At 66.9% G+C, this 12,010-nt stretch carries 11 protein-coding genes; 7 read left to right on the top strand and 4 right to left on the bottom strand.

What is annotated here, in order from left to right:
- Positions 1-16: 16 nt before the first annotated feature.
- The 3 genes from A5678_RS15875 to A5678_RS27180 form a co-directional block, all read right to left on the bottom strand.
- Positions 17-718, bottom strand: coding sequence for a TetR/AcrR family transcriptional regulator (locus A5678_RS15875; protein WP_068043970.1), 702 nt, complete (start codon positions 716-718; stop codon positions 17-19).
- 130 nt (positions 719-848) lie between these two features.
- A complete protein-coding gene (locus tag A5678_RS15870; RefSeq protein WP_068043968.1) occupies positions 849-1,526 on the bottom strand; it encodes a TetR/AcrR family transcriptional regulator in 678 nt (225 codons plus the stop codon).
- Between the two features lie 328 nt (positions 1,527-1,854).
- A complete protein-coding gene (locus tag A5678_RS27180; protein ID WP_156746930.1) occupies positions 1,855-2,217 on the bottom strand; it encodes a hypothetical protein in 363 nt (120 codons plus the stop codon).
- Between the two features lie 17 nt (positions 2,218-2,234).
- Between A5678_RS27180 and A5678_RS15865 the strand changes: the two genes are divergently transcribed.
- The 5 genes from A5678_RS15865 to A5678_RS15845 are packed head-to-tail and all read left to right on the top strand — an operon-like array spanning position 2,235 to position 9,039.
- Positions 2,235-3,449 carry a PPE family protein gene (locus tag A5678_RS15865; protein ID WP_068043966.1) on the top strand — a complete coding sequence of 405 codons (1,215 nt, stop codon included), beginning with the start codon at positions 2,235-2,237 and terminating at the stop codon, positions 3,447-3,449.
- Positions 3,450-3,495: 46 nt separating this feature from the next.
- Positions 3,496-4,068: a dTDP-4-dehydrorhamnose 3,5-epimerase family protein gene (locus A5678_RS15860; RefSeq protein ID WP_068043963.1), complete on the top strand. Its 573-nt coding sequence runs from the start codon at positions 3,496-3,498 to the stop codon at positions 4,066-4,068.
- Positions 4,053-5,639, top strand: a complete 1,587-nt coding sequence (locus tag A5678_RS15855; RefSeq protein ID WP_068043961.1) for a sugar transferase — start codon at positions 4,053-4,055, stop codon at positions 5,637-5,639. Before A5678_RS15860 ends, A5678_RS15855 begins: the two co-directional genes overlap by 16 nt.
- Positions 5,640-5,645: 6 nt before the next feature.
- A complete protein-coding gene (locus A5678_RS15850; RefSeq protein WP_068043959.1) occupies positions 5,646-7,115 on the top strand; it encodes an oligosaccharide flippase family protein in 1,470 nt (489 codons plus the stop codon).
- Positions 7,105-9,039 (top strand): glycosyltransferase, encoded by a 1,935-nt coding sequence (locus A5678_RS15845; RefSeq protein ID WP_068043957.1) that lies wholly within the window; start codon positions 7,105-7,107, stop codon positions 9,037-9,039. Before A5678_RS15850 ends, A5678_RS15845 begins: the two co-directional genes overlap by 11 nt.
- Before the next feature lie 35 nt (positions 9,040-9,074).
- Here A5678_RS15845 and A5678_RS15840 read toward each other — a convergent pair whose 3' ends face one another.
- Positions 9,075-9,941 carry a hypothetical protein gene (locus tag A5678_RS15840; protein ID WP_068043955.1) on the bottom strand — a complete coding sequence of 289 codons (867 nt, stop codon included), beginning with the start codon at positions 9,939-9,941 and terminating at the stop codon, positions 9,075-9,077.
- Between the two features lie 145 nt (positions 9,942-10,086).
- On the opposite strand from A5678_RS15840, the gene A5678_RS15835 reads away from it, so the two are divergent.
- Together A5678_RS15835 and A5678_RS15830 are read left to right on the top strand one after the other, a co-directional pair.
- Positions 10,087-10,953 (top strand): class I SAM-dependent methyltransferase, encoded by an 867-nt coding sequence (locus A5678_RS15835; protein WP_068043953.1) that lies wholly within the window; start codon positions 10,087-10,089, stop codon positions 10,951-10,953.
- A gap of 11 nt (positions 10,954-10,964) precedes the next feature.
- Complete coding sequence (locus A5678_RS15830) at positions 10,965-12,008, top strand: glycosyltransferase family 4 protein (protein WP_197502160.1); 1,044 nt, start codon at positions 10,965-10,967, stop codon at positions 12,006-12,008.
- Positions 12,009-12,010: the final 2 nt, after the last annotated feature.

The raw sequence follows: 12,010 nt of genomic DNA, 5'->3' as shown, positions 1-12,010 counted from the left end.
GCGGGGTGCCAGCCGATCAGACCTCCGCGGCGGCGTCGGTGCGGGCGGCAACGGCCGGGCCGTGGCGCATCATTTCGCGACCGAGGAATTGCCGAAAATACGGGAGCGACGCCTCCGTGACAGTGCCGGGTAGCAGGAGTTCCAGGACCTGACGCAGGCGCCCGGCGATGTCGACGCCGACGCCCCTGTTCGCGCCATGGCGCGCTATCGCGTTGGACACCAACCGTGTTCCGAACATGGCCCCGACGAGGAACTCGGAGAGCACTTCGGGGTCGACGTCCTTGCGGAGGTCTCCCTCGCTGATCGCCCGCCTGGCCTCCTCGGCGATCTTCGCTGCCAGGTCGGCATAGAAGCCGGCGGCGGCCTCATTCAATCCGCTTAGGGCAGAGGCCAATTGCTCGGCCGTGCGAACCATCTTGTCCGAGTTCAGCACCTCGACGATGGTGAAGGCGCCGTGCAATAGGTTCTCCAGCCCCGGCGATGACGATCCGCATACGTTCCGGAAAGCGGTGAGAAGCGCGTCGGAGCCTTCCCTGAGGATGTCTGACGCCAGCGATTCCTTCGAATCAAAGTGGTGATACAGGGCGCCCTTGGTCATCCCCGTCCGCTCGATGATCGCTCCCCACCCGGCGGCCGCGTATCCGACTTCGCCGAACACCTCGATCGCGGCATCGAGAATTTTGCGTCGAGTGGCTTCGGATCGGACCTGGCGCGGCATAGTCCCTGCACCTCCCGATCCGCGACGGATGCGAGGACTTCGTTGATCTGGTCTCGCGTCGACCGCCAAGACGTCCAAGGTTAGCAGCCGCCGCCACGGTGGGCGTCCCGTCTGGGCCGGCCTCACTTCCTTAGGGCGAACCTTCTTCGGTAGAACTGGCGTTGACGGCGAGCGCCGCACGCCGCCTTAGGAATTGACGGAAGTAATCGGCCCGGTCCGGTTGCAGAATGCCGCCCAGGATGAGCACCCAGCATTTCTCCAGGTCGATCAGGAATCGCGCCGGCTCGTCCAGATCGCTGGTTTTCCGCAGCCCCATATGCAGGGACACCATCAGGCGGCCGACGTCGTGGGGATCGCAGTTCTCGCCGATGTCGCCCTCGTCGATGGCCTGCTGAACCACCCCGGACAGGGCTTGCACCCATCCGCTCAGCAACGTGTCCTGCAGACCTTCCGGCTGCCCGACCGATTCGATCAAATTCAGGCCGGCCCTGACCAGATCCGTCGTGATGTCTTGAACGGCGATCAGGTAGGAGAAGTCGATGAGGGTTTCCAGCCCCGAAAGCCCCCTCGTCAACAGGTCCTCCACCGCGACCGTGGCCGCGGCGATCTGCTTGTCGATGAGTTCCACGGCCAAGGCGTGTTTCGACTTGAAGTGGAAATACATCGCGCCTTTGGTCAGCTGCGCGTCGGCCAGAATGTCATCGAGACCGACCTCGTGGTACGGCCGGCGCGCGAACTGATGCGAAGCGGCCCGCAGGATCTGTCGCCGCGTCGCGTCGGCGCGTCCATCGGGCGAGTGGGTCGTCATCGGATTGCCAGCTCAGCTCTCTTTGGCCGCGAAGACGCCACCCAGATGCGAAGGCGTGAACCCGGCAGGAATGCCGGGACCTCTCACGTCGGGGCGGATAACGCGAGCGTCGTTGTCCCGGGCTGCGACCCGAGCCTGGTCGATCGCCATCAGGTTGATGAGCAGGGCATACACCTCGGTTCTTTGGCGGTCTGAAGCGAAACCGACCGGCCACCCCCGGGCAGTACTTGGGCCACTTCCGAGATTAGCAGCCGCAAGCGACCGGGTTGACGGTCCCGTAAATACCTGTAGTGCGGATCACACTACCTTTACAAACTATTAGTATGTTTTATACGCTATTATCAGTTTGCCAGTTTGTAGCCAGAAGCGGGCGAAACCCGCGGTTCAGGCGCTTGAGCAGCCAATACGCCCGGTCCTGGGCCACCCGCAGGCGTGAGGAGAAGCAGATGCCGGTCGTGACCACGAGGCCACGCGCGCGGGCGGGGTCAGCAGGTGGACCACCAGGGAAGGGACCAAGTGCCTTCGTGACTGCAGGCGAAATACTCTTCGCCAGCGGGATGGCATTCTTCCATACTTTAAGTATGTTCAGCTGTGGAATGCCGGTGTTGAAGTACGGTGTGCCCACCGCCGAAGCCGATCCGTTTCCTTCCCGGGTCAGCGGGGGTTCGCCTGCGGCGAGCCGGGCCGCCACCCGGGGCAGGATCTGACGTGCTCGATTTCGGCGCCTTTCCCCCGGAGTTCAACTCCGGGCGGATGTACGCCGGTCCCGGCCCGGTCTCGCTGGTGGCCGCCGCGGTGGCCTGGGACGGCTTGGCCGCCGAATTGCATTCAGCGGCAGCCTGTTACCGGTCGGTGATCGCGGGACTGACGACCGGGCGCTGGATGGGTCCCTCGTCGTTGGCGATGGCGTCCGCCTTCGCCCCCTACATGGCGTGGACCGCCGGCGCGGCCGCGCGGGCGGCCGAGGCGGCCGGTCAAGCCCGGCTCGCCGTCGAAATCTATGAAGCCGCTTTCGCGATGACCGTTCCCCCGCCGGCCGTCGCCGCTAACCGCGTCCAGCTCGCAACGCTGATCGCCACCAACTTCTTCGGCCAGAACTCGGCGGCGATCGCGGCCACCGAAGCCGAATACGGCGAAATGTGGGCGCAGGACGCAGCGGCCATGTATGCGTACGCCGCGGGTTCGGCGGGCGCGTGCGAGGTGACCCCGTTCAGTCCGCCGCCGGACGTCACGAACCCGGCGGGTGTGGCCTGCCAGAGCAACGCCCTCGCCCAGGCCGAAACGTTGACGGCGACCCATACTTCGCTCTCGAACGTGGTGTCCTCGGTGCCCAACGCCCTGCACGGGCTTTCGTCGCCGATGACCGCCGGCGTCGCCACCCTCACCGATGCCGGCGGAAGTGCCGGTAGCGCGGTCGGGACCGTGACCAACTCGGCCAGTTCATCGCTGATGTCGAGCCTGGCGTCCAGCGTCCCCAGCGCCATCCCCACCTATTTCATGGCCGCAGCGACCCCGCTGTACGGAATGTCGTCCATCCTCGGGATGGCTCAGACCGGGCAGGGTTTGGCGAACGGCGCGATGGCGGCCACCAACGCTGCGGGCGCTGCCGCCTCGGGGGCCGCGGGCGCGGCGAGCGCGGGCGCGGGGGCGCTCGGCTCGCTCGGATCCGGCGTGATCGGCAGCCTGGGCAGCGCGGCCTCGCTGGGGCCGCTTGCGGTGCCGGCCAGTTGGACCAGCGTGATCCCGGCGGCGCACAGCGCCGCTTCCGCTTTGCCGGCCATCAGTCTCGCCGGCGCCAATACGCCGCCCAGCATCATGGGGTCGCTGCCGCGCCTGGCCGCCGCGTCGGGCAAAAACCTCGGGCCCCGGTACGGGGTAATCCCGACCGTGATGACACGCCCGCCGTCTGGTGGATACGCATAGGCCATCACATGAACCGACCAAGCACGCGTCACGGAAGGAGCGGTAAGTGAAGTACACGCCCACCCTGGTCGCCGGCGTGACGATCATTGACCTCGAACCGCAACGCGACCACCGAGGCTTCTCTTCCCGTTCCTTCTGTGCCGACGAATTCGCCAGCCGCGGGCTGACTTTCGATGTCGCCCAGACGAATATCTTCTTCAACTACACCCGTGGCACCGTGCGGGGTCTGCACCATCGGGTGCCGCCCTACGCCCAAACCCAACTGGTCCGCTGCACCCGCGGCGCCATCGCCGCCGTTGCCGTGGACATCCGCCCCGGGTCGCAGACGTACGGCGACCATGTGATGGTCGAGTTGACTGCGGACAACTACCGGGCGCTGTTCTTGCCGCCGTTTGTCGCGCACGGCTTCCAAACCCTGATCGACAACACCGAGGTCAGCTACCAGGTGAGCGGGCAGCCCGCGCCGTCCGACGAGCAGGGATTCCACTGGAACGACCCGGAATTCGGCATCGTGTGGCCGCTGCCGGTCACGGTCATCTCCGAGCGGGACGCCAGTTGGCCCTCGCGAACCCCGAGCCTCACGCCGATCGAGAGTGCAGCGTCATGTCTAAGTCGTTGATGACCCAGGAATTGGTGGACGTCGTGCACACCGAACCCAGACCGCAGAAGCGGAAAGCGGCCGGCATGACGGCGTTGCCTCGCCCGCGAGCCAGCGCTTTGCCGGTCACCGCCGCTCCGGCCCCCGCCCCCGCTGGGAATGCCGTCCGGCGCTGGCAGCAACAGTATTCGCAGCATCTGCGCATCAGCGACACCGTGATCGTGTGCGCGTCGGTGCTGCTCGCGCAGTACGTCCGATTCGGCGAAATCGCCAACACCTCGGGTTACTCGGACGTCGTAATGACGATGTTGTCATTCCTGTTCGCGACGCTGTGGCTGTCATCGCTGGCGGTATTCCAAACGCGCTCAACGCGAGTCATCGGTGCCGGCATCGACGAGTATCGGCGGATCGGCAGCGCGTCCTTCTGGACGTTCGGAATCATCGCGATGGTCACGCTGCTCGCCAAGGTCGACCTGGCCCGCGGATATCTCGCGATCGCGCTTCCGGTCGGCACCATCGGCCTGCTGGGAAGCCGTAGCCTGTGGCGCAAGCACATCCGTCAGATGCGCGCGAACGGCCGATGCCAGACGACGGTTTTGGCGATCGGGGACCGGCAGGCGGTTTCCCACCTCGCCCACGAACTGGCGCGGAACCCGATGGACGGCTACGTCGTGGCCGGTGTGTGCATCCCGGGCTACGGGCCACCGCGCAGGAACACCCTCACGATCGGTGGCCGCGCGGTGCCGATACTCGGTGACGTCGCCGACGCCGTCGCCGCGATTCAGCGCTGCGGCGCCGACACCGTGGCGGTCACGCAGACGGATCACTTTGGCATGCACGGGATCCGAGAGCTGATGTGGCAGCTGGAGACGATGGACGTCGACGTCGTCGTGTCGCCCGGGGTGATGGACGTCGCGGAGACGCGGTTGACCCTGCGCCCCACGGCCGGCATGCCTCTGCTGCATGTCGAGAAGCCGCAATACGAAGGGACGCAACGCTTTCAGAAGCAGGTCTTCGATTTCCTGTTCTCGCTGGTGGCCCTCATCGGGACGGCGCCCATCCTCGTCGCGGCCGCTATCGCCATCAAGCTCACCAGCAAGGGCCCGGTGTTCTACCTGTCCGAACGGATCGGCATCGATGGCCAGCCCTTCACGATGCTGAAGTTCCGCACGATGACCGACGGTGCCGACACCCAACTCGAGGACCTGTTGGCACTGAACGAAGGCGCCGGCGGCATGCTGTTCAAGATGCGCCAAGACCCGCGGGTCACGCCGGTCGGCAGGATATTGCGCAGGTTCAGCATCGATGAGCTGCCGCAATTCATCAACGTGCTCAAGGGGGACATGAGCGTGGTCGGGCCACGCCCCCCGCTGCGGCGAGAAGTCGAAAACTACGACGGCGACGTGAAACGGCGGCTGCTGGTGAAGCCCGGCGTCAGCGGACTGTGGCAAGTGAGCGGCCGCTCCGACCTGTCCTGGGAAGAGTCGGTGCGGTTGGACCTCTCATACGTCGACAACTGGTCGATGTCGGGTGATCTGATGATCATCGCGAAGACGATGAAGGCCGTTCTCACCAGTCACGGCGCATACTAGGGAGTCATGACTGAGCCGACGACGCCTGGTGCGGTCGTCCCGTCGGTGCCGCTCTCGCGGATGGCTCACGCGTTCTCGATTCAACTGATCTGCCGCGCGCTCGGGATGCTGGCCTCCGTGGTCTCGGTGGCGATGACGGCGCGCTACCTGGGTCCGGGTCGCTACGGCCAGCTGTCCATCGCGGTGCTCTTCATCGCCGTGTGGACCAGCCTGGCCGATCTCGGCATCGCGACCGTGATCGTGCGCCGCGTGACCTCCGGCCAGGGCGACCTCGAGCGTCTGGTGCGCGTCAACAGCGGCATGGCCCTGATCTATTGCGTTCCGCTGGCGTTGTTGGCGGCCGGGTCGGGGCTGCTCATCTATCACGACGCCGACGTCCGAGTGATGCTCGTCGTGCTGTCCGGCGCGCTGCTGATGCAGACCATGACGACCCGGTTCGAGCCGGTCTTTCTGGCCACCGTCCGGTTCTCAGCTGTGGCCATCTCCGATGTCGCCGGCCGCCTGGCCGCGCTGGCCATGGTCGCCTGCCTGGTCGCGGCGCGGGCCGACGTCATCTGGTTCGCTGTCGCGCAACTGATTCCGCCCGCCCTGCAGTTGGTGATCCAGGGCAGCGCGGCGATGCGGCACATTTCGGTGCGCCCGGTCTTCGCGCCCCGGGAGGCCGCCGACCTGTTGCGGGAAAGCCTGCCGCTGATGGGGTTTCTGGTCGTCGGACTCCTGTACTGCCGCGCCGACGGCGTGATCCTGTCGCTGCTGAGCACCCACTCCGAGGTGGGCGTGTACGGGTTGGCCTTCACGATCGCGTTCAACACCATCGTGGTGTCGCTGGTCTTCCTCAAGTCGACCCTGTCGACGGCCACCGAGCTGTTCTCGCGGGACGTCGCCGCGTTCGCCGGATTCCTGCGTCGCAGCGTGGAACTGATGTACTTCGTGGCGGTCCCGGTCGCGGTTGTCGGCGCGCTGCTGGCCGGGCCGCTGATCGGGTTGTTCGGCGACAAGGCGTTCGTCGCGCGCGGGACGCCGACACTGGCCTTGCTGTTCGTCGCGGCGGCCCTGCGATTCGTCAGCGGCACCCTGGGGCAGGGTTTGGTCGCCAGCCATCACCAGCGGATCTTGTTCTGGCTGACGATCGCCACCCTCGCGCTCAACGTCGCGCTCAACGTCGCCCTAGCCGGGCGGTTCGGCGCCGTCGGGCCCGGAATCGCGCTGGTGTGCACGGAGTTCTTCAACATGGTGATCAGCAGCTGGTGGCTGCGCCGGCACTGCGGTTACCGTACGCCGGTGATGTTCTTGCTGCGGGTGCTGATCCCGACGGGGGCGAGTGTCGCGGTGACGCTGCTGCTGAGGGGTGACCACGTGGTTCTCGTCCTGGCGGTGGCCGCAGTTGTCTACCTGGCCACCAGCGCGGTAGCCGGCCCGCTGCGCTGGTCGGACTTGGCCTCCTTGCGCCGAAATCGGCTGGCGCATGAAGCGTGAACTGGACCGGCAATACCTGAAGGCCCCGGTCGGCGGCGCATCCGCGCTGCCGCCCAGCAGGCCGCTTGCCGTGCTGATCGTGGCCGACTGCGGAGACGACGCGCTCGAGAGGTGCCTTGCGGGTGCCGCCGAGCAGATTCCCGAGTCGCCGGTCTACGTCTACTGCAGCGACCGTCCGGAACTGGCCACCCGGCACCCGGGAGTCCGCTGGGTGTCCGGAACGGCGAAAGTCGGTTTCGCCGAGGCCTTTAACGTGCTGGTGGAGCACGCCGCGAGCGACGCCGATCTGCTGCTGCTCGACGCCAAAGGCCGCCTGCTGGGACCGTTGACCCGCACCCGCGATTTGCTGCGCCGGCCCGGCGTGGCCGCGGTCGCGCCGCTGGCGCGGGACGACACCGCACCCGGCTGGGCCCCGTGGGACATGGCGACACGACGTCAAACCCTGATTCGCGAGCTGGCCGCGGGCTACCCGCCCGCGCGACGCGGCTCGCCGATCGCACTCCGTTACGCGCGCCGTCCCGCCGAATCGCGAGCCGTCGGCGGCGCTTTGGGCGCCGCCTGCCTGGCGATCAACCGCGCGGCGTGGAACACCGTCGGCGGCTTCGACGAAGAGTTTCGCGGCTTCGGCGCGGCGGCCGACTGGCAGGCCCGCGCCCGGGCGGCGGGCTGGCGGATGCTGCTGGCCGACGAACTCGGCGTCGACCGCACCGGCCTCGACGACGACCGGGACACCCCGGCCGCACGCCGCCGCAAGCGGGATCTGGCGCGAGGCGACACCGCGCTGCTGCTCGAGCATCAACACAACGTGCACCACGCCGACGCCTATCTGGCCGGCACCACACTGCTGGGGCGGCCGGGGCGGACCGCTCACGCCGGCCGCCGCACGGATCTGCCCGCGATCGTGATCACCACCAACCGCCTGGTCTACGGTGGCGCCGAGCGGCAAAAGGCGTTGCTGGCAACGGAGTTGGATCGCCGGGGCTACTCGGTCACCATCGTCTGCGTGCAACGGTTCGGGCCAATGATCTCCGAGATCCCGGACACCGTACGGGTGGTGCGCCAGCCCTGGTGGGCGCCCGCCGTCGATATCCCCGCAGGCCCGGCGGTGCTCATCACCGCCGACACCAACACGGAGGCCGGCTTCGCCACGCTGTGGCGTGCGCGCGCGCCCGGCCGGCGCTGGTTGGTGGCTCCGCATGTCCCACCCGAGGAGGACCGGCCCATCTACTCACGGCCGCTGACCGCCGCCATGCGCCGCGCCGACGGTTTCATCGTTTTGGCCCAGCGGCATTGGGACATGCTGGTCGCCCAGCATCCGCTGTCGGGACGGCACTTCGTCGCGCCCAACGGCGTCGCCCTGGCCGGCGACCCGGCCACCCGGGTCCGAACCGCCGGTGAGCCGCTGCATCTGGTCATGCTCTCGCGCATCGTCGAGCACAAAAACCCCCACCTGCTGATCGAGGCGCTCGGCGACCTCCCGAACATGCCATGGCGGCTCTCGATTTTCGGTGACGGCCCGGATCGCGAGAGGCTGCAGGCGCTTACGCCGGCGCGCTTGCGCGATCGGGTCCAGTGGCGGGGATGGTCGGCCGGCCCCGGGCCCGCGCTGGCGGATGCGGACCTGCTGTGCGTCCCGAGCCGGTCCGAGGCGTTCCCGTTGGTGATTCTCGAGGCGATGGCCCGCGCGGTTCCCGTTGCGGCGTCGGCGATTTGCGCTGTGCCGGAAATGCTCGACTTCGGCAGGGCGGGCTTCCTGGTCGAGCCCGTGTCGGTGGCGGGATGGCGGGAGAGCCTGGCCCGGATCCTGGCGGACCCGGCCGCGCTGCCGTCGGTCGGGAGACGCGGCTTCGAGCGGATGCGCAAGCACTACACCGTCGAGGCGATGACCGACGCCTACCTCGACGCGATCAACGCGGTGCTGTGAATACTTGCCGCAGGCAATGACTCTCGCGGCAGGCGCTACCGCTGATATCGGAGAATCCTGGCCACGGTGCGGGGGGACGTCTTGTGCTGCCCGAACCCGCTGTAGAGGAAGTACCTCGGTTCGACGTAAATCTGCGCGATGTCCGTCGGCACATCGGCGAAGTGCTCGGAAAGCGCGGAGTCGATGAAGAAGGCGTCGGAACCGGAGTGGGAATTGCAGCAGACCAGGCGGTAGTCGAAGCGGCCGAACAGCGCGGCATAACTGCTCAACGAAGCCCCGAAATAGTCGTCGGACTGCCACACGTGATCGGGGTCGTAGTCGATCTGAAACTTCACCGGCGGCGGGAATTTCCCGTTGTATTCGACGATGAACAGCTTGGGCCGAATGCCATCGGCCAAGAGTTTCTCGACCAGGTAGATGTCGTTGCCGTCCAGGTCGAGGGAGACCACGTCGACTCCGGTGGCGTCGATCCTCTGCAGGCAGGACCGGCTCAGCGCAACGATATTGTCCGCCGTTATCCACGCCTTCTCGTAGGCGAACCGCGGATGGTCCTCGACGGCCACAGCCAGGTCCTGCCCGCCGACCCAGAAGCCTTTCCAGCCCAGGGCGGCCAGGATCAGCGTGTTGTTCTCCGTCCCGTCACCGACGCCGAACTCAGCGAACACGCCGTCGTCGAGCCGGCCGATCCGGCGCAGGATCTCCAGCGTTATTCCGTCCTCGTCGGTCGCGGAAAAACACTTCTTGCCCGCCCGGTTGAGCGGGTTGGGATGGCTCGCCTTCAGCGACCGGGAATGATCGAAAAGGATCAGATCCTTGAGCTGGTCCCGCGTTTCACTGCCGAGAATGCGCCGGACCTTCTGCCGGAGCGTCTCTTTCGGCGGCGGGGTAGCGCTTCTGGCCATTGGAGACTAAAGCTATCACGGCCCCGGCTGACTATCCCCGGCATTCGGTGAATAGCGCTGCTGCACAACGCCGGTCCGTGTCGAAATTCCGGCCCCAATTGCTTGCCCCTGGCGTTGAAGGTGCCGTAGGTTCTCCATTGTCCCGATGTTTGCTCAAGGCGCGGGACATGCTCGGGAGGATTCGATAGGCGTGCTGTGCCGCATCTGCAATTCGAGCACCAGTCTGGCGTTCACTCACAAAGTCCTCACCAAATACGACTGCAAGTACTACTTGTGCGACAACTGCGGCGGCCTGCAGACCGAGGAACCGTATTGGTTGGAAGAGGCCTACGCGAGCCCCATCGCGGCGGCGGACACCACCGTGCTGTGGCGCAATCAGTATCTTGCACGGGCAATGTCGGTGCTGCTGTACTTCCTCTTCGATCGGCGCGGCCGGTTTCTCGACGCGGCCGGGGGCTATGGCGTGTTCACCCGCCTGATGCGCGACGTCGGCTTCGACTACTACTGGTCCGACAAACACTCCCCCAACCTCACCGCGCAAGGCTTCGAGGCGGACGCGGGCCCCGGCCCGCCGTACACGGTCGTCACCGCCTTCGAAGTGATGGAGCATCTCGCCGACCCGGTCGGATTCGTTGCCGAATTGCTGGAGACCACGGGCACCGACACCGTCGTTTTTACGACCGAACTCTTCGACCGCCGGCCGCCGCCTCCAGAGGAATGGATGTACTACGCCTTTGCCACCGGCCAGCACATCACCTTCTATCAGAAATCGACGTTGGCGCTCATCGGAAAGCAGTTCGGCATGCGGTTCCACACCTCCAAGACGCGGTGGTGGCAGCTCGGGGGCATGGGCCTGCACATTTGGACCCGGGCGAAACTCAATCCGCTGGCCTGGCGGCTGCTGGCCTCGCCCCACATCACCGGCCTCCTCGAGGGCCTGCCACGACGCGCGCTTCAGACCCGGATGTGGACCGACGCCGACGTCTTCCTGCAGGCTGACAACGGCCAATGAAATCGCCCCGGGTGCTTTGGCTTTCGCCGTGGACGCGGCCGGCGGTGCGCGTGCAGGCCGAGGGCCTGCTGCGGCGCGGCGCCGACGTGTTGCTGGTGACGTCCGACCGGCACCCGGAGTCGGACGCCGCCCGCGCCTACGAACTGGTGCTCGACCCGCGATTCAAAACCGCCGCGACTTGGCTTCCAACCGCCAAGGCGTGGCGCCGAATCCGCGAGTTTCGACCCGACGTCGTGATCGCCGAGATCGTCCGCGATCCCCGCTGGATCGCATTGGCCGGGAGCGTTCCCCGCATCCAGGTGGTGCATGACGACCGGCCGCACGACCCCGGCGAACAGGTCCCGTCCTACGAACGCGCGGTATTCGACCGGTGGGGCGCCCGCTCGGCGGCCACGATCACCTACAGCGAGTACGTTGCGGCGGCCGTCGCCGCGCGTCGGGACGTCGCCGGGACGCCCGTGTACGTCGTCCCTCTCGCCAGTGATATTGATCCGCAACGGATTCCACCATTCGTGGGGCCCGAAGGACGCCGCGACTTCGTCATGTTCGGCCGGCTCAATCCCTATAAGAACGTCGACGTCGTGCTCGAGGCGTGGCAGCGCCACATCGTCGGCGGCGGCTGGCGCGGTGACAACCTGGTGCTCATCGGTGACGGGCCACTGGACGCCGGGGTTCTGCCCAAGCACACGCGCTGGCGCAACGGCAGCTACCGCTACGCCGACGTCATTCCGGCACTGGCCGCGGCGAAAGGTTCGGTCTCCCATTACCGCCGCGCGACCCAAAGCGGTGTTCAAGTGCTCTCGGAGCAGCTGGGTGTGATGCCGATCGTCTCAACGGCCGGCGGCCTGCCCGAATACCAGCCACCCGGTTGCCCCCCGATCGGTGTCGACGATGTGTCCGGACTCGCCGCCGCCTTCGACCTATTGGCCGACCCGTCCGTCGCGGCGCAGCTCGGCGCCGAGGCGGCGCGCTATTACGCGCAGCACTGCGACGTCGACATCGTGGCGGAGCGCTTCTTGGAGGTCATCGCCGAGGTGCTGGCCGGCCGGCGCTGACT

It is taken from the genome of Mycobacterium sp. E2733 (assembly GCF_001667585.1).
Taxonomy (GTDB): Bacteria; Actinomycetota; Actinomycetes; order Mycobacteriales; family Mycobacteriaceae; genus Mycobacterium.
Note: the sequence above shows the minus strand (reverse complement) of the source record. Positions and strands in the feature narration are given on the sequence as shown.